This window comes from Crateriforma spongiae (assembly GCF_012290005.1).
In the GTDB taxonomy this organism is placed as follows: domain Bacteria; phylum Planctomycetota; class Planctomycetia; order Pirellulales; family Pirellulaceae; genus Crateriforma; species Crateriforma spongiae.
Genome location: NZ_JAAXMS010000001.1, coordinates 216,183 through 239,885, shown reverse-complemented (window position 1 = coordinate 239,885; position 23,703 = coordinate 216,183). Strand labels below are relative to the sequence as shown.

Sequence of the window (23,703 nt, the reverse complement as noted above, 5' to 3'; positions counted from 1 at the left end):
TGCGGCTGTGCAAGGATGCTTGTGGCTAGGCAAACCGACATTTTCCGAGGTGACGCCGGTCCGGTCGGGCAGGAAGGCCCGACCGGGGTCCGCGCCCGACGCGCCCCCGTGGTGCGTCCGCCGGTCATGGCGGCGTCGTGGCTGGGGTTGTTCCTGACCCTGACGATCCTTTCCTGTTTCCCATCACCCGCCAACGGCCAAATGGGCGGCATGGGGGGCGGAATGCCCGGCGGAGGCGGTGGGGCCGGTGCCCCGGGACCGCCCCAGCGGGCCAAATTCCGTGACGCGATCCACGAAACCGACGGCCTGACCATCGGCCGCGAACAAGGCGACAAAATCGTCCTGGCCGTTCGCTTGGTGGGCAACCGATCGGTCAGCCCCCACCTGATTCATCAAAAACTGCAAACCCGAAAAGACCGGTTCTTCGACTACGAAACCGTGCTGGCCGACGTCCATCGCCTGATCGAAATGGGATCCTTTGATGATGTGACGTTTGACATCCAAGAAACACCCGCCGACGCCGCCCAGCCCGGCGTGATCGTGACCTTCAAGGTTCGCGAACGTCCGGTCATCACCGAAGTGATCTTCTTCGGCAATACTCGCATCAACGACCGCGAACTGCGGGGCAGGGCGGGGCTGACCAAAAACGACCCGCTGAACCCGTACGCCATCGAATCGGCCCAACGTCGTCTGATCGACTACTATCACGAAGAAGGCTTCAACCGCGTCGCGATCTCCGTGGAATACGGACAACCCGATGCACCGGAGGGTCGACGACTGTCCAGCGGTAAAGTCGTCTTTCGCATCAACGAAGGCCAAAAAGAACGCATTCGCAAAATCCGCATGGTGGGCAACACCATCGTCAGTGACTCGCGATTGAAAAGCATCATCAAGAGTCGTGACGCTCGGTACGGTGCCACGCTGTACGTCGGCAACACCGCTGATCTGCAAAAGATCAATCGTGACGTCGACATCCTTCAGGCCTATTACCACAACCTGGGATTCTTGACCGCATCGGTCGGCCGCAGCATCGAGTATGAAGAGAACGGCAAATTCATGTCGGTCACCTTCGACATCCACGAAGGCCCCCGGTTCCGCATCGGCGACATCCAAGTGGTCGGCAATCAATATGTCACCGAAGAATCACTACGTGCCCGACACGAATTGACCTCCGGTGCAACGTTCAGTGGCACCAAAATGCAACTGGACATCGGATCAATGATCTACGGCTACGGCGAACTGGGTTTCATCTATGCCGAAGTCGAACCCAAAACCATCATCCGTGACGAAGCCGGTGTGGTCGATCTGGTTTACCAAATCGAAGAAGGCGATCGTTGGCGGATCGGTGAAATTCACGTCAACATCGACGGCGAACCTCACCTGATGAAAGAAAGCACCATCCTGAACCTGATGGAATTGCGCGAAGGCGATGTCATCGACCGTCGGAAACTGGAAAGCGACCGGCGTCGTCTGGGAGCCAGCCCACTGTTGGAAGCCGACATGAATATCGCCGAACCACCGGACATCAAAGTCGTGCCAAGGCAGGAGCTTCGATGAACACCATGGAACGTTTCTGCATGAACAACACGCACGGTGAACCTGCGAAGACCGCCGACCGAACCGGTCGCTGGGCCAAGACGCTGATAGTCGGCGGACTGATCGCGCTGACCGGCTGTAACCAATTCGGCCCCAACCCCGGTCCCGGATCATCATTATCGATGGGTGCCGGACCACCGGTCACCGGTCCGAGTTTGCAATCCGCCACACCGTCGATCGCTCAGGCTTCGGCTACCAGCGGCGTTACTGCCGGTACCCCGGCGACCGCCGACGGATCGGTGATCCAAGCTTCGTCGCCGAATCTCGGCACCACCGCCACCCCCGCTTCGACGGTCATCCCCGCCTCGGCCACCACGCCGACCACCGGACAAACCGGCCGCGCCAGTAACGTCGACAACGGCGTCGGCTTTGGCCAACCCCAACCCTATGTTTCGCGACAATACCCGACGACACCTGGTGCCGTCCCTGTTCCCGCACCGATGCCGGGCAACACGGTCGACACGTACGGTTCGCCGTTCGGTTCCCCGATGGGCGGCGATGTGCTGAACGCGCCACCGCCGGCCCCCATGATGCCGCCCATTCGTGACGCCGATTTGATCGTCAACGGATACCCCGCCCGAACCGGCCGGATCATGTTCGGCGGTGCCGTCAACAGCGACGCCGGCGTCACCGGTCAAATCACGATTGACGAACGCAACTTTGACATCACTCGTTTTCCAACGTCTTGGTCCGACCTGATCGGCGGTACGGCGTTTCGCGGTGCCGGTCAAACCCTGCGGATCGAAGCGGTCCCCGGCAGCCAATTCCAACGCTACACCGCATCGTTCGGTGATCCCAACCTATTCGGCTATCTGCCCATCAGCATGAACGTCAGCGGGTTCCTGTATGACCGGCGATTCGATGACTGGGACGAAGAACGCCTGGGCGGTCGCCTGAGCTTTGGCTATCGCATCACGCCCGACCTTTCAATCAGCCTGGGTATCAGTGGGCAAAACGTCGACGTCACCAACCCGCGTGTCTTGGGCATTCCGCAACTGGACAGCGCTCTTGGTGACAACGAACTGTACAGCGGCCAAATCGCCCTGGTCCACGACACCCGTGACAGCCCGATCCAAGCCGGCGAAGGACACTACTTCGAATTCAGTTTTGAAGAAGTCTTTGGGGATTACGACTATGCCCGATTCGAAACGGAATTCCGCCAGTACTGGTTGCTGGCACAACGTGCCGACGGATCCGGCCGACAGACGCTGTCGTATTCGACTCAAATCGGAATCAGTGGCGAAGAAACACCGATCTTTGAAAACTTCTTCGCCGGTGGTTACGCGACCATGCGTGGTTTTGACTTCCGCGGCGCCAGCCCGTCGATCGCCGGTGTGGAGGTGGGGGGACGATTCCAATGGCTCAACGCCATCGAATACATGTTCCCGATCACCGCAGACGATGCGTTCCGTGGTGTCGCCTTTGTCGACTTCGGGACCGTCGAACAGGACATCGAAATCAACAAAGACAATTTCCGGGTCGCGCCCGGGGTCGGTCTGCGTGTGGCCATCCCGATGATGGGCCCCGCCCCGTTGGCATTTGACTTCGCCTTCCCGGTCGCCAAAGCGGATACCGACGACGAGCGAATGTTTAGCTTCTACATGAGCTTGATCCGCTAGCCAGACCCTGGCGAAGTCGCCACCTGGGCCGCCTGCGCAAACCAGGCGGCTGGCAAACTCCGATTTTGCTCCACCTACCGCCCTGGCTCACATCTGAACAGTCGAAACATCAATTCGGCGTGAAGATCGGAAGCGTTTGGCACTGCTGTCTGCTTTAATTCCCACCCCACCCAACTTTCCTGTCGGGAAAGTTGCGATGTTGGTTTGAGGAATTCATGTCTCTGCACAGACACAAAGTAGTGAGCCGCTGTTATGCCGATCTCATTTGGCAAATTTGTTTTGGTGGGGTGGCTGGGATGCTGCACCGTCGCACCCGCCGCCGACCTGTTCCAGATTAATCCCACCAACCGACCGTCGATCGGCGGCAAGGAAATCGACTGGATCGACGGCGATTTCGTCCTTCGCAACGACGAAATCATCGCCGTCATCGCCAACCCCGTCGAAGGCCGTGATGCCAACATGACCGTCCGCGATGCGGGTGCGGGATTGATCGACCTGACTCGGCGGGACGGAATGAGCGATCAATTGAGCGCGTTCTATCCGGCCGCTTCACGATTCTTGTTCGAAGACCCATCTGCGGTCGAAAGCGGCGACGTCGACGGCGGCGTTTTTTGGCAATGCACGTCGTCGTCCGCACGCAACGGTTCCGGCGGTAACGCGACGGTGCGATACGAACTGCGCGACGGCGACGATTTCGTGACAGTCACCACGGCCATCCGTGGCGAAGACTCCGCGGCCGACGGCGTTCGTGCCGACCGTACGTTCCAGTTCGACACGGTATCGATCGACGGCCAAAACGTGGCGTTCTTTCGTGACGAGTTCTTTCGCCAGTGCTATGGCATCACCGGACAGGGTTTCGGCAACGGGGTGATGCAGTGGGATAGGGAACGGATGCGCCGCGTGACCTACCCGCCGGCCGCCGACGATGATTCGGGCAACGACGACAAGACAATCCGGTGGACGGTTCGCCTGTATCCGGCCGCCAATTTGGTCGATCTGGTCGGCGTCATTCGCGGATCCGCCCCGCAAACAATTCAGCTAGACGGATTGGTCGGTGACCAACCGCGTCCGACGCTGACGATCCTGTCGGCCGACGCTGACCAATTGGCATCGCTGACGCCGGAATCGCAAACCAAAATTCATCTCCCCGAAAACGGGAACACGTCGTTGCACCTGAGCCCCGGCAAGTACCAGGTCCGTGCCGAAGCGATTGGCCATCAAGCGGTGACCACCGAACTAACCGTGGGTCCAAGTGCCGCCGATCACACGATCAAACTGTCGGCCGCCACCAGCATTGTTGCCTCCACCCGTGACAGCCTTGGCAACCCGTCGCCTGCCAAGTGGACTTTTTACGGCATCGACGGAACCGCCAACCCGATGTTCGGCCCCGACAGCGCCGACGGTAGTGTGGAAAACTGTGTTTACACCGTTGATGGAAACTTCACCCGCAGCATTCCGGCTGGACGTTATGAATGCATCATCAGCCGGGGGCCGGAATTCGACGCCGAAATCCAAACCATCCAGGTTGCCGACGGTCAACAGATCACCGTCGACGTCACGCTGAACCGGGTGATCAACACCGACGGTTGGGTCAGTGCCGAACTGCATAGCCACAGCACCCCGTCGGGCGACAACACGTCGTCCCAGCGTGGACGCGTCGAAAACCTGGTGTGCGAACACATCGAATTCGGACCGTGCACCGAACACCAGCGCATCGAATCATACGAAGACTTCCTTGGCGAACTGGGCGCCATGGACCTGATGGCCACGTGCAGCGGAATGGAATTGACCGGCGGACCGTTGCCACTGAATCACCAAAACGCGTTTCCCTTGAAATGGACGCCCCATGCCCAAAGCGGCGGCGGCCCGCGCACTGACACCAACCCGATCACGCAAATCCAACGGCTGGCGATGTGGGACGACGAATCCGACAAAGTGGTTCAGATCAATCACCCCAACTTGAACCAGATGGCTCGTGACAAAGACAAGGACGGCACCGACGACGGTGGCTTTGCGTCGATGTTCCAGTTCGCCGACGTGGTCGAAGTCCACCCGCCGGAAGCCATCTTTGATGATCCCGACGAGATCACGCCGGATGATTTACGAGACAACCGAATCTTGCAGTGGATGCGACTGATCAGCGAAGGCCAACGCATCCCCGGCGTCGTCAACACCGATGCCCATTACAACCATCACGGCAGTGGCTGGCTTCGCAATTGGGTCGCATCATCCACCGACGATCCGGCGCAGATCGACATCGATGAAATGACGGCCAATTTGGAAGCCGGTCGCGCGATCATGTCGACCGGTCCGTTCATGACGGTCCAATTGCACGCCAAGGAACTGGACCGCCCGGCACAGATCGGCGACGAAGTCACCCTGAGCGACGGCAACGCCGAACTGGCGGTCCAAATCCAATGTCCCAACTGGTTGGACGTCACTCGCGTGGAAGTCTTCGTCGGCGCCCGCCGCGTGGAAGAACTGACACGCCGTCGTCAAACCCATCCGGATGCCTTTGCCGATGGCGTCATAAAATTCGATCAGCGTTTACCGCTGTCGCTTGATGGCGACACGTTCATCGTCGTCGCGGCGATCGGCGAACAACGTGAACTGGGCCGGGTCTACGGCGATAATTTCGGCAAACAGCCGCCGGTTGTGATCAGCAACCCGATTTACGTGCGACGATGACCGTCCTGCGAATCGCCCGTCGGATCCGCATCGCTGGGCGGATCCGACGGTTTTTGTTTCCTTCGTTGTGACCAAACATGGCTGCTGGCGCGGTGGATGACGCCGTCCCCCATCGCGTCGCGCAGGTTGTCCGACACGCGATCAATCGCTCGCTGATCGGCCTGATGGGTCTCGTCGTCAAACAGTGACATTTGACGCACCGGTCGCACGTCGGTCAGCCCTCCCAGGGAAACACCGATCAGCCGTACCGGCCTGGGTTGGCGTTGTCGCATTTCTTCCAACAACGTCATCGCCGTTTCCAGAATCAGCCCGGTCGAATCCGTCGTCTGCGGCAGCGTCCGTGCCCGTGTGAATGTCTCAAAGTCCTCGCGACGATACTTCAGCGTCACCGTCTTTGCGACGCGATCGCTGCGACGCAGACGCCACGCGGTCTGTTCGCTTAGATAACTGACGACGCTGGACAGAACTTCGCCGGAAGTCTGGTCTTCGGAAAACGTTCGTTCGTGACTGATTTGTTTTGCCTGACGGTCAGGCACGACCCCGCGGGGATCGATTCCATTGGCCAGTCGCCACAGGTGTTCGCCCCAACTGCCGAAACGACGTCGCAATTGGTCGGCGTCTTGCTTTCGGATATCGACGATGTGCCGAATCCCCAGCTCACCAAGTTTTCGCTGTCCGACTTTGCCGACGCCCCACAAACGTGACACGGGCAACGGGTCCAAAAACGCTTGCACCGTCGACGGGTCGACCATCACAAAGCCATCGGGCTTTTGCAGATCGCTGGCGATTTTTGCCACAAACTTCAGCGGTGCAATCCCGACACTGGCGGTCAAGCCGACTTCATCGGCAATCGCCTGTTTGATTGTGCGTCCGATTGTTTCGGCCGAACCGTACAACCGGCGACTGCCGGTGACATCCAAGAACGCTTCGTCCAACGACAACGGTTGGACCAGTGGCGTGAATCGATGAAAGATCGCGCGGACCTGTCGCCCCACATCGACATAGTGCGACATGCGACCTTTGACGAACACCGCGTCGGGGCACAACTGGACGGCACGTTGTCCCGGCATCGCGCTGTGAATGCCGAATCGGCGTGCTTCGTAACTGGCCGCCTGGACGACACCTCTCCCACCGGTTCCACCGACCACCACCGGCCGGCCACGCAGTTCGGGACGATCACGTTGTTCGATCGACGCATAAAACGCGTCCATGTCGACATGCAGAATCATCCCGTTGTCCGCTGGTCGAATGTCAAAGCGGTCAATTCGAAACTCAATCGCACCGACCGGATCGTCCCATCATTGTCGGGTCGGCGAACCGCACCAACGCTCGCTTTCAAAAAGAACGTGATTACGCGGCGGCTCATAAGTCGCCCAACAAACACTCGGCCACGCCCTGGTGATCCGAAAAATCGTGCCAGATCGCATCCGGACCTGCCGCCGACAATTCCTCGTACGTCTCGCCCCCAGTACATACCGCGACCACCGACGCCCCGATGTGACGCGCACAAACGATATCGGCCACCGTGTCACCGATCACCACGACGTCCTGACACGCATCGTCGCCGTGTCGGCGTCGGATCGTTTCCAACGTTCGTGATGCCAGATCATTCCGCTGGGCATCCAAGTCCCCACCGACGATCCACTGGATGAATTGTCGTAAATGAAAGTGCTCCAATTTGCGAGTCGCGGTTTCCGGCAAGTTGCCCGTCATCGATGCCAGCCGGCAAGACCGCACTGGTGCCAACGCCTTCAACAATTCTGCGACGCCCACAAACACTTCGCCACCACTGCGTTGTAATTCACCGGGAAACCGTTCCGCATAACCCACGCGGAATCGTCGACGTCGCTGTTGGGTGGGCTCCAGTCCGTTCATCTCCAACATCTGGGCCATCAGCCCCATGTCGGTGCGGCCGTGAAATGATCCGACCATTTCCGGATGCTCCAAGCCGAATTCTTCCCGCAGCGTTCGCAGCATCGCCCGACGACCGCCTCCATGCGCGGTCAACAACGTTCCATCGATGTCAAACAGTAACGTCCGCATGGTTCAGTCGGCGAAGATCAAATTCAATGACGATGGGATGGACCGGTGAAGGATGAAACGGCAAAGTGTTTCGGGCAGGGGCGGCCCCCACGCAGAGCAATGCGGTCGCTGGCGTTTATCCGGCTGGCGTTTGATCCGTTTGGCCGTTTGTCGGCTTTTCTTCCGCCCGCTAGCCCATCGTCCCACGGATTCCGATACTAGGCTGGCCCGTCCGACACTTCGCCTGGTCCGGGACCCACATGGTGCCGGACCCGTCGTGCCCGGCACCGACCCGATGCGTTTGGGCACGGCCCCCCACTGCCCATGCGTTTGGGCACGGCCCCACTGCCCAGACGATCATAATGTCTGGGCGTTGGATTGTCGGGGCGTGACCGACGCCGATTTCATCACACACGTTTTGCATCTCTTTCCCAACGTTGATCACTTGAGCCAGACGTCCGATTCATCCGCCGTCGACAAAAGCGGCGACCGCGTCCGCGAAATGTTTCGCCAGATCGCTCCACGCTACGACCGGATGAACCATCTGCTGTCGCTGAACATCGATCGTTACTGGCGTTGGCGGACGGTCCGGAAGATGGATTTTCAGCCCACCCGCCCCGTGCTGGATGTCTGCACGGGAACCGGCGACCTGGCCCTTTCGATCGCCCGGAAAGTCCCCCAGGGCGTGCGTGTCTTCGGCAGCGATTTCTGCAATGCCATGCTGCGGATCGCCACCGACAAGAACGCCGAACCCGAAGGCCCGGTCAAACCCGTTCGGTTCCTGGAAGCCGACGCCCAAGCGTTGCCGTTTGAATCGGACCGCTTTCAATACGTGACCGTCGCTTTTGGTTTGCGGAATGTGGCCGATACCGCCCGAGGCCTACAAGAAATGACGCGTGTGTGCGCCCCGGGCGGTCACGTCGTCGTGTTGGAATTTTCCAAACCACGCATCCCCGTGTTGAAACAGATTTACGGCTTCTATTTTTCACACGTCTTGCCACGCATCGGCCAGTGGATGGCGCGGAATAACCAATCCGCCTATGAATACCTTCCCGAATCGGTCGGACACTTTCCGTCCGGACCTGACCTGTTGAAACACTTCACCGCCGCCGGTTTAACTGACGTGCGATACACACCGCTGACCCTGGGTGTGGCATCGATCTATATCGGACGCAAACCCGAATCCTAATTCCGGGCTTGTCCTGATACGGGGCATGCCGATCGCGCAGCCGAAACGAATTCTGTTTGGGCCGCTTCGCGATTTTACCGATCGCCATGGTCTTTGCAGGCCCCAACCGGTCTTTGAACTTTCCGCAACCATCCCACCGCCGACATGACAGCCTCAAAACGCCCCCGACGATTCGTCCTGGCGATGACTGGTGCCAGCGGTGCGCCCTATGCGGTCCGCCTGTTGCAAACCCTTCTTCACAGCGATGCGGAAATTCATCTGGCCATCAGCCCCAGCGGTGCCGCGGTGCTGCGTCAGGAATGTGGATTGGACATCAACGTCGCCGATCCCGATGTGCAGTGCCTGCTGGACTTCCGCCCCACTTGGCCGGGCCGGTGGTCACAGCAATCCAAGTCGCCGGCGGCAGCGAATGACCACGCCCGAGTGATCGTTCACCGACACGATGACTTCATGAGGCCGATCGCCAGTGGTTCCTTTCAAACCGACGCGATGATCGTCTGCCCGTGCAGCGGCAGCACGCTGAGCGCGATCGCCCGCGCGGCCGCGTCCAACCTGATCCAGCGTGCCGCCGAAGTCCACCTAAAGGAGCACCGCCGTTTGATCATCGTGCCCCGCGAAACGCCCATGTCGGTCATCCAGTTGGAAAACATGCATCGCATCGCCGCCGCCGGCGCGGTCGTGTTGCCCGCGATGCCGGGTTGGTACCACGGCGTCAGCGGGCCTGATGATCTGGTCGACTTCGTGGTCAGCCGAATTCTGGACCAGTTGGACGTCGACAACGCATTGATTGGTCGTTGGGGTGAAACCTAAAACAAGCGCCATGAACCATCTTGATGCGTCCCCGATCGATCCTTCCACCGCGCCCAAATCCACCGGCCGACGCGGCGGGATCAGCGATTGGCTGGGCTTGATCCGATTCAGCCACACGATCTTTGCGTTACCCTTCGCCGCCCTGGCAACCGTGATGGCTCTGTCGACTCCGTTGCCCAGTGGCGATTGGCCCAGTTTGCGGCTTCGCGACATCGTCGGCATTTTGCTTTGCATGGTGACCGCACGCAGTGCTGCGATGGCCTTCAACCGTTGGGCCGACCGCAAACTGGACGCGGACAACCCGCGGACCGCCGGCCGTCATCTGCCCGCCGGCATCTTTTCACCCGCTCAAGTTGCCTGGTTTACCGCGCTGTGCGTTCTGGGGTTCATCGCATCGACGTTGTTGTTTTGGCCCAACTGGGTTCCGTTGGCCGGATCGGTACCGGTGATCATTTTTTTGTGCGGATACAGCCTAGCCAAGCGTTTCACTTCGGCAGCGCACCTGTGGCTGGGAATCGCCCTGTCGCTGTCGCCGGTCTGTGCATGGGTCGCCATCCGCGGGCCCATTTCGGTCACTCAGCCGATCGACTTGGTGTCGCCACTGGTACTGGCACTGGCCGTCGCCGCCTGGGTCACCGGATTCGACATCGTGTACGCTTGCCAGGATGCCGATTTCGACCGTCGAAGCGGGCTGCACAGCATCCCCGCCCGCTTCGGCGTGACCGGCGCGTTCCGGATCGCCGCTGCATTCCACATGGTGATGCTGGTGGCGCTGTTTGCCCTGCCGTTTGTGGCCGCATCGACCCCGCTGGGGTGGACTTTCCTGGCGGGCATGGCCTTGGTCGTCATGCTGGTCGTTCGCCAGCACACCCTGGTGAACCCCGACGATTTGCGCAGAATCAACGAGGCCTTTTTCCAAACCAACGCCATGATTAGTCTGCTGATCCTGGTCGTCGGCGTCGTCGATTGCCTGACGTAAAATCGCCACCGCCGCAGCCCGACCGGCCGTTGCGGCCCCATGCGTGGTGACGGTTAATCAACCGATCCGATGCTTTGCCCAAGCGGGAATGGCTCGACCAGTCGGGATGGTTGTCCCGCGGATGCCTGACACGATTTTTTTCGCCAGATTCAATCCTTCGCCAACCAAGCGCGAAACCAACATGAACAAGACCGACCGCGACGCACGCTTTCGCCAAATTCGCGACAAAGTCGAATCCGGCCAACGTCTTTCGATGGACGATGGAATCTTTCTGTACGACCCGGAGGTCCCGCTACAAGACGTCGGTCAACTGGCCAATCTGGTCCGCGAACGAAAAAACGGCAACGTCGCCTACTACAACATCAACACGCATTTGAACCCGACCAATGTGTGCGTGTACCGCTGTCGCTTTTGTGCGTTCCGTAGTGACCTGCGTGATCCCAAGGGTTACGCGATGTCCGATGAACAGATCCTGCAACGTGGCCGTGAAGCCACCGAAAACGGCTGCACCGAAATGCACATCGTCGGCGGTCTGCATCACCAGAAACCCTACGAGTGGTACCGCGATCTGATCGCATTGCTGAAAGACAATTTTCCAAAAATCCACCTGAAGGCGTGGACAGCGGTCGAAATCAACTGGTTCGAATTTCAAACCAAGAAGTCCAAGCAATGGGTCCTGGACGACATGCGTTCGGCCGGTCTTGGCAGCATGCCCGGCGGCGGCGCGGAAATCTTTCACCCGGAAGTCCGTGACCAACTGTGCGAACACAAAGCCAACACGCATGAATGGTTACAGATCCACCAAGCCGCTCACGAACTAGGCATCCGTACCAACTGCACAATGCTGTACGGTCACGTCGAACAGGCGTACCACCGTATCGACCACCTGATGCGATTGCGTGAATTGCAAGACATCACCGGCGGCTTCCAGGTCTTCATCCCTTTGGCGTTCCATCCGGACAACACCAAACTGGACAACTTGAAGAAGCCGTCCGCGCTGATGGATCTGCGGACCGTGGCGATCAGCCGGCTGATGCTAGACAACGTTCAACACATCAAAGCTTACTGGATCATGTTGGGTATCCCGACGGCGCAAACGGCATTGGCCTATGGTGCCGACGATATCGATGGGACCGTTCGGCACGAACTGATTTACCACGACGCCGGTGCGACCACGCCTCAGTGCCTGTCGGTGGACGACATTCGCGGGCTGATCACCGAAGCCGGACGCGAACCGGTCGAGCGCGACACCGTCTATCATCGCGTGCACCGCAGTGAAACGGATTTCCGCGATTGGCACAGTGGTCAACCCGTCGATGATGCCGTCGCGGTGTCGTAGACTCCGGCGGTAGCCCATGGATCTTTCGCCGTTCCCATGGGGCCGTCGTCGCATCGTGTCGCCGACGAAACTTTCTCCATTGAAATCGCACTCTCGGTGTTCCTTTGAATCGACGTTCTGAACGTGACGACGTCGACGATGGATTGCCGGTCGTCCGGCGATTGCCCGAGCGATTCGATACCGCGAACCTCTTTTCCCGCTTCAGCCGGCTACCTGGTTGCGTTTGGTTCGACTCAGCGACCGCGTCGCTAGATCAATCTCCCGCCGACAGTCCTCTGGACCGATATTCCTTCTTGGCCGCCGCGCCGGTCGCTTGGCTGCGACTGAATCTCCAGATCGCTCCGCCCGCATCGGCAAGCGACCCGCCCGGTGATCTTCCTTCGGGTCAACCCCTGCAAGGTCACTTAGACTGGTCGCAACTGCAACACTGGGTCGACCAATTGCCTGCTGGGAACCTGCAACACGACGACGGCATCCGCTTGCCGCCGTTTCAAGGCGGTATCGCCACGATCATCGGCTACGAAGCGGGCGCATCGCTGGAACCCGTCGGCGTCAGCCCGCATGATGACCTGCCGACATCCGCCCTGACCGCCGGCCTGTACGACGTCGTCATCGCAACCGACCACCACACCAATCAAAACTGGTTGTTCAGTCAAGGATTTCTCGACGGCACCGCGACACGATCCCGAGAACAAGCCGTCTGCCGGGCGGATCAATTCCAGCGTTGGCTGGAAACCGACGACCACGACTTGGCCCAAAAGATTGCCAATGCCTCTCCGGTGCAACAAATTGTTTGCGAGGCATCTGTATCAAAGTCTGCCGATCGCCCGGGTGTCGACCGATCACCGAGACGACAGCCCACCAGTGGCGCATCAGGGTCTCCTGTGTATTCCGCTTCCAAAAACGGAATCGACCTGACAAGCAATTTCGATCGTCAAGGCTTCATGACCAGCGTCGCTCAGATCGTCGACCGGATCTGCCGTGGCGATTCGTTCCAGGTCAATCTGGCCCAGCGTTTGACGTCGCCCGCGGTTTGCGATAGTCCACGTTTGTATGAAAAACTGCGACAAGCCAACCCGGCCACCTTTGCCGGTTACTTTGACGCCGGCGATTTTCAGGTCCTCAGTTCATCGCCTGAAGGCTTCCTGCAAGTCCGCGACCGTCTGGTCAGCACCCGGCCGATCAAGGGGACGCGTCCCCGGGGCCGGAGCACCGATGAAGACCAGACGATCGGAAATGCGTTGCGTCACAGCGAAAAGGACCGGGCCGAAAACATCATGATCGTCGATCTGATGCGGAATGATCTGTCGCGCGTCTGCCAAGACGACTCGGTCGTGGTCGACACGTTGTGCGGTTTGGAAAAGTACCAATACGTTCAACACCTGGTGTCGGTGGTTCGCGGTCGCTTGAAACCCTCGCACGGTCTTGTCGACCTGATCCGGTGTTGTTTTCCCGGCGGGTCGGTGACCGGGGCGCCCAAGATCGAAGCGATGCGGACGATCGCCGAACTGGAACCCCATCGCCGCGGCCCCTACTGTGGATCGATGGGCTACATCAGTTCGCAGATCGACGCCGATTTCAACATTCTGATTCGTACCGTCACGGCCACCGCGGGGACTTGGCTGTTGCCCGTCGGTGGCGGGATGACGGCACGCAGCGATCCCGCGGCCGAGTGGGACGAAACCTGGTCCAAGGCCGAGGGCATGCTGCAGGCGTTCCGTAACCTCGACGCGACCTGAACGTCCCCGCCGCATCGGCCGGCGAATGACAAAAAGCGGGTCGAAAAAGCGGTCACGAAAACGCTCAATTCCGTCCGGTAAAACGCCGATGGAACTGGTTGTCAGAGTCGATCCATTTGGTAAGATTCCGTGAAGTACACGCCCCTGTAGCTCAGTTGGTAGAGCAAGGGACTCTTAATCCCTGGGTCCAAGGTTCGAGCCCTTGCGGGGGTACTGCCCAAGCCGGAAAACACGTGAATCCACGTGTTTTCCGGCTTTTCTTTTTTCCGGCAAGCGTCCACAGACGCCCACGAACGTCGGCGGTGGTACCGATTTTGGCCCGGAAGGGGTCCAAGTCATTTGGTGCACCGGTTCCGCTCGGTTTAGTTCCGACCGCGAAGGATCAGTTGGTGCTTCAGCACAGTGTTGTCCTGGTCGCCGATCCAGCTGCTTGCGCCTTGAATCCCAAGCCCATTGGCCAAATCGGTTCGGGCCGATGCCCACAGGTTCTGCCAAGGCGTCACCGATGCCTGTCCAAGGTGAAATGGTAGCGTCGTCTTTTGGCCCCGTGACGGCATTGCGGTTTCATCGGTACGCTCCCGAGGCAGAGAGCGAAGGCATGGCCGACAAGCCTCCGAGGGGATGGAGGTCTTTTTGGGAGCCGATGATTGTTGGTCGTGTGGACGACGCATCTTTGGATGAGCAGACGAAGACTTGAGCGCTGGTGAGGGCAGCGTGATGGTTAGGTCGAGGCGACGGTGACTGAACTCTGGCGAGTCCAGCCACGATAAAGGGCCGAGATAAGGGGCGAAGATCACTTGCCGCGCAAGCGCGCATAGAGACTGCTCGCGGATCGTTAAACCATTTCGGCCATTTGGCGCGACAAGCCGATTCGGCCGAACACGTCGCACACCGAGAGTCCGTGTTTGCGATCTCGCGGGCGGTATCGAGGATATACTGACGACGCCTGGAAACGTGAGCTCATGTCAACTGCCAACGTTTTTGAAACCTGACATCTCATCAAGAGAACGAACGTCATGACGAATCGGAAATCGAAAACTTCGCACGTCGCTGATTTACCCCGATCGTTGGCATCATGTGCCTTGCGTCTTGCGATTCTCGTACTCGCCTTGCCCGCCTTCGCTTTCGCAGCGGACAGGCCCAATATTCTGTTTATCGCGGTCGATGACCTGCGCCCGGAACTTGGGTGCTATGGAAACAAAGCGATCACGCCGAATATCGATCGACTGGCAGCCAGCGGGATACGTTTCGATCGCGCGTACTGTAACCAAGCGGTTTGCGGGGCTTCGCGTGTTTCATTGATGACCGGTTTGTATCCCGAATCGACCGGTCTGCGGAGCTATCACGTCAAAGACTGGCGGAAAAAGCTGGCCGGCGTAACGACGCTCAACCAGCAACTCCGGAACCACGGCTACCTGACAGTCGGCCTTGGAAAAATCTATCACGAGCGAGTCGGGCATGACGCGGTTGATGGCGACAACTGGGATCGCTGGTTTGATCTTTCGCACGAGACTCACTGGGTCGATCCAGAGAACATTGAGACGCATTACCGCAACGACCGTGCATACAAGCAAACGGCGAAGGGGCCCAAGCGAGGCCCAGTCACCGAGTCGGTCGACGTCGCGGACCATGCGTATATCGACGGACAACGAGCCAACCTTGCTGTGAAACTATTGAAGCAACTTGGTCGCCGAGCGGCGGCACCGGCAGCGGACGAGGTTTCGAGTGCTGACGAACCGACAACGAATGCCGCCGAGAAAAGATTCGCATCCTTATCCGCGGCCAATGGGATGCTTGATGCGAAGTTGCTGGCCAAAGACAAGCCTTTCTTTTTGGCCGTCGGGTTCACCAAACCGCACCTTCCGTTCAACGCGCCGAAAAAGTACTGGGATCTGTATCAGCGAACCAATTTTCAGATGCCGCCAAACAAAGGAATTCCGCCCGGATACCCCAGCGAGGCAGCCAAACTGAATCCTGGAGAGATCAAGCACTATGGTGACGTCCCAACCGATGAAGCTCCAACCCAATGGGACACGGAACTGAACCAGCGACTGCTGCACGGCTATCACGCCTGTGTTTCCTACACCGACGCGCACATCGGACGGCTGCTGGACACGTTGGACGATAGTGGACTTGCCGACAACACCATTGTCGTTCTTTGGGGAGACCATGGCTGGAAGCTGGGAGATCATTCATCGTGGTGCAAGCACACCAATTTTGAAGTCGATACACGAGTGCCGCTTATCATTCGCCATCCCGGAATCGACCTGAAACGGGGAACGACAACTTCCTCGCTGGTCGAATTGATTGATGTCTATCCGACTCTTTGCGACCTGGCCGGTGTCCCTTTTCCCACGCACTTGCAAGGACGCTCGCTTGTGCCCGTTCTTCATGACCCGTCCGCCGAAATCCGCGACACTGCCTATTCGTCCTATCCGTCCAGCATAGGCAAGGCCACGACGATCGGGCACTCGATCCGTACCGCGACGCATCGGTACACGCAGTGGTGGAAAGACAACAACCCAGATTCCGTTGTGGCTTCGGTTGCGACGGATCTGTCCGCCGATCCGGGTGAAACATCCGCGGTTGCCGATGACGACAGGATGCAGCAGAACTTATCTGCACAGCTTCGGTCGCGCGTCATGGCGGCACGCAAGTCTTCACGACGGTCGGCCACCTCCGACGACCAAAAGTCAGAGGTTGGAGAGTTTTCGATTCCTGATGTGAGTCCGCTGGACGAAGGGCAACTGGCCAGACTTCGGAAACTGGTGAAGTCGGATACGGAAGCTGCCGCGTTGGCAAAGTCAGTTCAACTGCATGCGGTTCCATTGATCGGAATCGCCCCGCGACCGATCGCGGTGATTCAGTACGAAGGTCTAGTCAATACCGACCCGAGGCGGATCGAAACCGTTGCCCATTTGAACCAGATGAGCGAGATCGCGGTGTTGGTGCGATACTGGCAAGCGACTGGCGACGAGGATGCCGCGAAGACACTGCGGCGTTTGGTTGCTGCCTGGTCCGAGACTTACGAACCGACCGGCAACGATGTCAACGAGAACAAGTTCTATCCGTTGTTGGTGGCATATCATGCACTTCGGGAATCGTTTGGCGAATCGCAGCGTCAGCGTGTCGACGCCTGGGTGCAGCGAATTGGACAGCTTCACGAAAAGCATGTCGCGACATCCGACCATTTGACCAATCGATATTCAAAGAGTGTTCGACTGTTGGCCATGGCCGGACAGATTCTTGATCGCGACGATTGGATCGATTCCGCCAAAGAAGGCGTGAAGCGATTTGTGCGAAAGAGCCTTTATGCGGACGGCAGCAGTCGTGACCTGAATCATCGTGACAGCTTGACCTACCACGGCAGTTCGCTGAAACCGCCGATGGAACTGGCAATGCTGGCGGGAGCCGAGGGAGTCGCGTTGTACTCGTGGACTTCGCCGGCAGGTGGATCACTCAAGAAGTCGGTGGACTTTCTGGTTCCTTATGCGATGGGCGAAAAAACTCACGCCGAATGGGTCCATACAAAAGTCGATCTCGATCGTCGCCGTGCTGCTGCGGGGATTGAAAAGTACCGGACCGGCCGACTGTATGAACCGACCGATGCATTGGGAGTGATGGAGTACGCCAGCTATTTCGATCCTGATTTGATCCGGGTTGTACGGCACTTGGTCAATGGCCCGGCGATGGACGACGGCGCCGCAGCGGATCGGTTTCCAACCTGGCGGACGCTTGTCAATGCTGCGGCATCCCATCAGGCAAACGAGCAATGAATCTCAGCTCTTAGGGCGAACCAGCGGGGAAGGCGGTCTTCATGCAGGAGGAATCGCGAAAATCTTTGGCTGGCCGGCGATTTGAGATCGGAAGACGGTGGAATCCTGCCGAGTCCAGCGATCATCATGAGGGCAGGGCAGGTCACCGCCGATTGGACCACGCACAGGCCTCTCTTTCGACAGCAGCCGACGGCACAGCGACGACGGCACAGCGATGGGTTGGGACGGACGAAATTGACTGGTTTTGAGCGAACCGGCAGATAAAGTGGGGCGTACACTGCACGACGGATCAGCACCACCCCCAAACGCGGCTTTTCACACGATGCATGATCACGCTCATCAATTAACCCTGGGCCTGGCGTTCGGCCTGGGGGCTTTGCATGCGTTGGAACCCGGACACGGCAAGACTGCGATGCTGGTCTATTTGTCTGGCGAGCGGCGAAGTTGGCTGCACCCTCTGGTCATGGGCCTATCCAGTGCGGCGGCGCATAGTCTGTCGATGATGGGGATCGCCGCAGCGGTGCACCTTTCCCATCACCTGATCACCGGCGACCATCATCACGACGATGTGGCGGTCACCTCGGCGATGCAGTGGATCAGTGCCGGCCTTGTTTTGTGTGTCGGTCTTTGGATGCTGGCGGTCGCTTTTCGCGGCAAGCCTTCGAAGTGCAGTTGTGGCGGCCATCATGACGATGCTTGTGACACCAAGAAAGGGTTTGGGTCTCGCACCAGTTATTCGATGAGTGCACTTTTGGGCGTCGCATTTGGCCTGCTTCCCTGTCCCTCCGCGATGGCCGCCTATTTCACCAGCATGTCGACTGGAACACCGGTGGCAGCGTACGCCGTCATCGGGCTGTTCGCCGCCGGCATTGCCTGTTCGATCACCTTTTTCGGCATCATCGTGCAGGTGTTTGGAACTCGATTGTTTTCGGCCAAATCAAATTTGTCCCGACTGCCCTGGTCTTACATTCGGGCCGGGCTGATCCTGTGCATCGGCGTCTTTTACACCGCGCGGCTGGTCGTCTGATTCGGCCGTCCGACCGGGCCACCTTATCATTCGAACAGCCGCGACCTGATGCAACCAAATTACGGGTCACCCACGATCACGGGCCACCCACGGCGACGACGCGGGTCGGTGCGCCGCCGGAGTCCAACTTGGCCAAGACGTCAAAATCCGTTAGCGACATCACCCACAAGCTGCTATCACCAGGATTGGTGATGACTGCGTGACGCCGATCTGGCAACACGGTCAGGGAATGATGGCCGGCGTGACCGACGATTTGGCTAGGGCCAACTTCCACCGTTTCGACCAGCGCTAGATCTTCAAAGCTGCCGTCGCGATTGACATCCAGATCGATGATTTTCAGCCTGTCGTTCTCCGGTGCATCTTTCTGTTCGACGAAAGCGAAGGCCAACGTCTGACCGTACCGCGTCTTGGTGGCCACCGGGGTTGTCATTGCTTCGCCATCGGACAACGGAAAAGCCAGGCTGTCGACGGTGGGCTTCGCAGCGTCTGCGTCGATGACGCAAAATTTGGTGTCCGGGCCTTTGCCGGCGGCGAACAAAACATGGCGTCCGATCGTTTCGAATGCCCCCGTCCGCAGCGGCTGATCGTCGGCATCCGTTCCCAGGGAAAGGTGATGAACGCTGACGTTGTCGGCGTCGTCGACTTCCGGGTCCACCGATACCCAGCAGACTCCGTCGGCGGGAGCGAAAAAGGCTTTGCCGGAATTCACCGCGGCACCGTGCAGCATTCCGGACGGACACTGGAACGAATACGAACGTCCCTGGTTTTCACCCAAACCGACCACGTCCACTCGTCCCGCATCGTCCCCGGCGGGGGCAATCCAGGTCGCATAGGCGACACGATTCGGAACAACAGCCAGCGTAATGTGCCCGTTACCGCCGGAGTGAAACGACGTGGCATCACTGGGATTCGCAGCACGTCGGATTTGACCGGCGGTCGTCACGGTAAATCCGTCGCGTTGGTCGTTCGCCAATACAAAATGATCGTCGAATCGATAGACGTGTGCCGGGTTGCCCTGTGTCGAATCGATCCGAGAGCTGATCACCCGTGGCGATTGTTGAAATCGCCAGTGCGAATGGTCACCGTGCGGTTCTTCCACCACACCTGATTCGATCGCAAACCATCCACTGCCGATGTTACCGTCGTCCGCATCGCGAACACCGACAATCAGTAAACCATCGTGTTGCCGCATTTGAACCAGCGATTGATCGATGGTGTCCAGTTCCGGCAAGCCTTCAATTTCGACTGGCGCCAGCGTCCATCCGTCGGAAGATTTTTTCAGATCGGCGCACTGTACCGTCGCCGTGGCGTCGTCCTGCCAGAACAAACGCGTGATCACACGCCCCTTGCCCAAACAAGGTGAGCAAAAACCGGCGGCGATAAGCCAGAGAATCAAAACATTTCTTCGTATCATTGGATCATTCATACCTAAAGGAAAGACACCCACTTTGGTCCGGCACCGCCATCGGCTGATTCAGCGGCTAGCCTTCGTCGGCAATGACGTACATCCGCGTGCCGGTACGAATCGCGATTCGACCGTCGGCTGCTGCGACGCCGTAGACGATTGGATCGCGTGCCGAGGCGGCCGCGTCGGCACGTCGCTCGGCAAAGCTTTTGGCCATGGCTTTCAGTTCGTCGGAATCCAGGCGACCGTCGCCGTTGTCATCGACACGCGACAGCATGCTGCGGAACATTCCAGGGATTTCGTCACCTTCCAAAATTCCGTCATCGTTTTTGTCGCCAGCCATCAGGCGAGCCAACATTCCACCAGCGGGTCTCGCACCAGCATCATGTGGCTTGTCACCGCCGTGACGCTGTTGGGCGGCGTGATGATTCGTGTCAGCGTCCGTTGTTTCCCCCACCGATGCATGCCCATGATGCGGCGTCTGTGCCGCGGTCGATTCGACATAATGGGTCGGTAGTGGTGGAGACAAAGGATCCCAAAGTGAATTGACGGCGACTTCATCATAGGTGTCGCCGCTACGAATCACTTTGGCTTGACCATTCTTGGCAAAGAAATAGATCAGATCGCCGGCAACGATAGGGGTGGCCCAACAGTCCAGCGACAATCGCTTTCGATAGGCGACTTCGCCGGTCTTCACATGAATGCAGTGCAACACGCTTGCCTTGTTGATGAAGTAGGCGAAATCGCCACAGACAACGGGACTTGCGTATTCACTGATCGCTTTGTCTGCACGCCAAAGCACCGCGGGGCTTCCATCGGAGATATTTGACAAGTCCAAACAGCAATTCGCTTTGACTTGTCCGTCGGCTGCAAACTCCGGCAAGCGAGCGGGAATCAATAATCGATTGCCTGACGCGACAGGCGAAGGCACCGTGTTTCCGTCCAGCCCATCAAGCTGCCACAACGCACTGCCATCGTCGGTGCGATAGCCGCAGACCGATCCACCGCTGCTGACCACCACCTGATGGCGCCCATCAACGTTGGCAACGATCGGCGACGCCCACGACTTGACCGACGGACGATCGACGCTCCATTGGGTTTGCCCGGTTTCCTTGGAGATGGAAACCAGAGAAGACGGACCGTCATGCTCAATCAATAGATACAACGAATGATCATCGGCGGCGGGCGATGAACCGATGCCGTGGTTGTTGCCAAACTTGCCAAACGCTTCGGCCTCATTGCGATGCCAGCGCAGTTGGCCTGACCAGTCCAGCCCCAGAAAATCCCCCGATTCAAAGAACGCGTACACGCCATTTGCATCAACGACCGGTGTCGGGGCGGCACGCGAATACATGTAGGTCGACGGATGAGTCGCCGATGCTCGATGCCGGTACATCCAAAGGGTTTCGCCGCTGCGAAGATCCAAACACGTGACCACCAACGTTTCACAGCCCGAGCCTTCAACGGATGTGACCACCAGTCGACCGCCGTAAATCACTGGCGCCGATTGGCCATAGCCCATCAATTCCTGTTGCCAGGCGATGGATTGGTTTTCCGACCATCGGACGGGCAGCGGTGATGCCGCCGTGGATGCACCGCCGGCGCGAAAACTGCCCCACGTATCGGCTGCCAGCAGGGTATGCGAGGGTTTGGCCAGCACAGCCGAAATCAAAAGGCAACCGTACGCAAGTCGAATACGATACAGACGACGTGGATCACAAATTGGTTTCATTCCAAAATCCTCAGGGGGCCAGCGTCCGAACAGCGTGGGAGGGCAGTTCCAAGACTTGTGTTGACGCTTGCTTCAATGGCTTTAACTGGGTCGTATCGGTCAGTGAGTTCACCACCTTTTGATTCAACATCCAGCCACCATCACCTAGCGATCGCAACCGCACGAAGTACCGTTGCGGCTCGGGCTGGGGCAGGTCAGGGAAGTAAGCTTTCCCGTCGCTGCCGGTCACACCTTGGGCGATCACAGCACCATCGACCCGTTCCATTAACGAAACTTCGACATCCGCCAACGGTTGCTCTCGATAAACCACCGACACGACGGGGGCCCCGGAGAGGTCCGTCGATTCACCTTCGTCGCCGCAGCCCAGGGTTCCCGCAACGACGCACAGCCAACAGCCACCCAAGACAGACGGCATGCGCGCAATCATTCCGGCCACTGCACCGACTCCCGTCCGTTGCGAGAAAACAAAGCGTGATACGTTTCCCGATCAATCGATTCGGTGATGAAATGAACGCTGCCGTCCAACATCGCGTGCTGCGAACCGCCGGGGTGATACGACCGTGACGCATAAAAGCCGCGACCGTGCAACGAGACATCGGGGATGCGGTGGTTGGGCGTCAGGTAACCGTTGATGGCCGTGGCATAGGGCACGCCGCGGATCCACGACTGGCCACGAGTACCGCTGTAAGAAGAAATCTGGTCGGGGAAAACCGTCTCCAGATCTGGGTTTTCGATCAAACCGCCACCGGTGACGAATCCCGGCCCATCGGGATTGCTGCTTGAACCGCTCCAGTTGGCCGTCCGTCGATGCGGCCCGACCGGCGACGGTTCGGTCATTCTCGAGGACTGGTCTCCCAAAACGGTTTCCGCCAACAAGACGGTTTGGCTCGTCCCATCAATGCAGTGCTTGAAACCCGCCCAAGAATTGGTCCAAACCATGCCGTCGGTCTCGAAGCGATCGTCGTAGTTGGTCCCCGTACCGCTGCCATAGCTGAACATGTAGTTCAGGCCGGCAGAAAAACCATCGGCGCCGTCGGCATAAGTGGTTTCAAACAGGCGATCTCCCGGATCACTCGGGCATTGAAACGTGGGCACCACCGTTTCGATCGCTTGGCGCTGATTCGGATTGAAACGGGCCATCCAGGGCGGCCCCGTCAACAAGGGCTGATCGAAGTTGATCAGGTCGCTCAAGCCGGCCTGTTCGATGTTGGGCAGAATCCTGGCTTGCACCGAAAAGTCACTCGATCCCGTCATTGCGGGGATGACCTTGAACGCACTTTCATAGTTGTGCGTGGCCAATGCCATCTGTTTCAAGTTATTGCTACACGACATACGACGCGACGCTTCGCGAGCGCCCTGAACCGCCGGCAACAAGATTCCAACCAGCACACCGATGATGGCAATCACCACCAGCAATTCGACCAAGGTGAAACCGCGAGCGTCGCGGTACCGCTTTGACATGACGGACCTCTCAAAAACACAACAACTGCTCCTGCACAACGATTGCAAATCTAGCGAGCGCACGGGAGGCGTCAATCGCTATTGCACACCAATTGCAAAAGCGTTTGAGCCACGCGGAAACCACCCTTCAAAACGCAGGGGGGAGCGGACCAGAAACGCCCTATCCAGAACGTGATTGCCGCGGCGTATCGACCACGCGAGATAGCTCACGACCAACAGTCGCTGAACATCAGCCGCTGAACATCAGGCGGTCAACGACGGCCGCGGCAAGACGAGCCCAGCGGAACAATTGCCGCAAAGGCTGCCCGATCGCACCAGCGC

At 58.7% G+C, this 23,703-nt stretch carries 16 protein-coding genes and 1 tRNA gene; 11 read left to right on the top strand and 6 right to left on the bottom strand.

From position 1 onward, the window contains the following. Nucleotides 1-15 precede the first annotated feature (15 nt). The 3 genes from HFP54_RS00905 to HFP54_RS00895 all read left to right on the top strand — a co-directional run bounded on the left by HFP54_RS00905 (nucleotide 16) and on the right by HFP54_RS00895 (nucleotide 5,903). Entirely contained in the window at nucleotides 16-1,557 is a 1,542-nt protein-coding gene (locus HFP54_RS00905; protein ID WP_235951170.1) for a BamA/OMP85 family outer membrane protein, read from the top strand. After that, nucleotides 1,554-3,215 carry a BamA/OMP85 family outer membrane protein gene (locus HFP54_RS00900; protein ID WP_235951169.1) on the top strand — a complete coding sequence of 554 codons (1,662 nt, stop codon included), beginning with the start codon at nucleotides 1,554-1,556 and terminating at the stop codon, nucleotides 3,213-3,215. Before HFP54_RS00905 ends, HFP54_RS00900 begins: the two co-directional genes overlap by 4 nt. Nucleotides 3,216-3,467: 252 nt before the next feature. Then, a complete protein-coding gene (locus tag HFP54_RS00895) occupies nucleotides 3,468-5,903 on the top strand; it encodes a CehA/McbA family metallohydrolase (protein WP_168563737.1) in 2,436 nt (811 codons plus the stop codon). On the opposite strand, the gene HFP54_RS00890 is transcribed toward HFP54_RS00895, so the two are convergent. Next, nucleotides 5,888-7,132, bottom strand: a complete 1,245-nt coding sequence (locus tag HFP54_RS00890; protein ID WP_168563736.1) for a DNA polymerase IV — start codon at nucleotides 7,130-7,132, stop codon at nucleotides 5,888-5,890. The two genes, HFP54_RS00895 and HFP54_RS00890, sit on opposite strands and share 16 nt — an antisense overlap. A 133-nt stretch (nucleotides 7,133-7,265) precedes the next feature. Beyond that, the gene (locus HFP54_RS00885) at nucleotides 7,266-7,946 is read right to left on the bottom strand and encodes an HAD family hydrolase (RefSeq protein ID WP_168563735.1); all 681 of its coding nucleotides are present in this window, start codon (nucleotides 7,944-7,946) and stop codon (nucleotides 7,266-7,268) included. Nucleotides 7,947-8,313: 367 nt separating this feature from the next. Here HFP54_RS00885 and ubiE point away from each other — a divergent pair, with 367 nt between their 5' ends. From ubiE to HFP54_RS00845, 8 genes are all read left to right on the top strand, one after another. Further along, nucleotides 8,314-9,114, top strand: a complete 801-nt coding sequence (ubiE, locus tag HFP54_RS00880) for a bifunctional demethylmenaquinone methyltransferase/2-methoxy-6-polyprenyl-1,4-benzoquinol methylase UbiE (RefSeq protein WP_315853821.1) — start codon at nucleotides 8,314-8,316, stop codon at nucleotides 9,112-9,114. Nucleotides 9,115-9,258: 144 nt separating this feature from the next. Beyond that, nucleotides 9,259-9,924: a UbiX family flavin prenyltransferase gene (locus tag HFP54_RS00875; protein WP_168563734.1), complete on the top strand. Its 666-nt coding sequence runs from the start codon at nucleotides 9,259-9,261 to the stop codon at nucleotides 9,922-9,924. Nucleotides 9,925-9,934: 10 nt separating this feature from the next. Beyond that, nucleotides 9,935-10,903, top strand: a complete 969-nt coding sequence (locus HFP54_RS00870; protein WP_168563733.1) for a 4-hydroxybenzoate octaprenyltransferase — start codon at nucleotides 9,935-9,937, stop codon at nucleotides 10,901-10,903. A 181-nt stretch (nucleotides 10,904-11,084) separates the two neighbouring features. Beyond that, nucleotides 11,085-12,242: an aminofutalosine synthase MqnE gene (gene mqnE, locus HFP54_RS00865; RefSeq protein WP_145301912.1), complete on the top strand. Its 1,158-nt coding sequence runs from the start codon at nucleotides 11,085-11,087 to the stop codon at nucleotides 12,240-12,242. Between the two features lie 104 nt (nucleotides 12,243-12,346). Then, nucleotides 12,347-13,981, top strand: coding sequence for an anthranilate synthase component I family protein (locus tag HFP54_RS00860; RefSeq protein ID WP_235951168.1), 1,635 nt, complete (start codon nucleotides 12,347-12,349; stop codon nucleotides 13,979-13,981). Nucleotides 13,982-14,121: 140 nt separating this feature from the next. Continuing rightward, nucleotides 14,122-14,194, top strand: a tRNA-Lys gene (locus tag HFP54_RS00855). Nucleotides 14,195-15,090: 896 nt separating this feature from the next. Then, nucleotides 15,091-17,757 carry a sulfatase-like hydrolase/transferase gene (locus HFP54_RS00850; protein ID WP_235951167.1) on the top strand — a complete coding sequence of 889 codons (2,667 nt, stop codon included), beginning with the start codon at nucleotides 15,091-15,093 and terminating at the stop codon, nucleotides 17,755-17,757. Nucleotides 17,758-18,079: 322 nt separating this feature from the next. Further along, nucleotides 18,080-18,784: a HoxN/HupN/NixA family nickel/cobalt transporter gene (locus tag HFP54_RS00845; protein WP_168563731.1), complete on the top strand. Its 705-nt coding sequence runs from the start codon at nucleotides 18,080-18,082 to the stop codon at nucleotides 18,782-18,784. 76 nt (nucleotides 18,785-18,860) lie between these two features. On the opposite strand, the gene HFP54_RS00840 is transcribed toward HFP54_RS00845, so the two are convergent. The 4 genes from HFP54_RS00840 to HFP54_RS00825 all read right to left on the bottom strand — a co-directional run bounded on the left by HFP54_RS00840 (nucleotide 18,861) and on the right by HFP54_RS00825 (nucleotide 23,382). Next, the gene (locus HFP54_RS00840; protein WP_235951166.1) at nucleotides 18,861-20,180 is read right to left on the bottom strand and encodes a hypothetical protein; all 1,320 of its coding nucleotides are present in this window, start codon (nucleotides 20,178-20,180) and stop codon (nucleotides 18,861-18,863) included. Between the two features lie 85 nt (nucleotides 20,181-20,265). Beyond that, a complete protein-coding gene (locus HFP54_RS00835) occupies nucleotides 20,266-21,921 on the bottom strand; it encodes a BamB-related PQQ repeat family beta-propellar protein (protein ID WP_168563729.1) in 1,656 nt (551 codons plus the stop codon). Nucleotides 21,922-21,931: 10 nt separating this feature from the next. Beyond that, nucleotides 21,932-22,336: a hypothetical protein gene (locus HFP54_RS00830; RefSeq protein WP_168563728.1), complete on the bottom strand. Its 405-nt coding sequence runs from the start codon at nucleotides 22,334-22,336 to the stop codon at nucleotides 21,932-21,934. A gap of 8 nt (nucleotides 22,337-22,344) precedes the next feature. Next, nucleotides 22,345-23,382, bottom strand: coding sequence for a DUF1559 family PulG-like putative transporter (locus HFP54_RS00825; protein ID WP_168563727.1), 1,038 nt, complete (start codon nucleotides 23,380-23,382; stop codon nucleotides 22,345-22,347). Nucleotides 23,383-23,703: the final 321 nt, after the last annotated feature.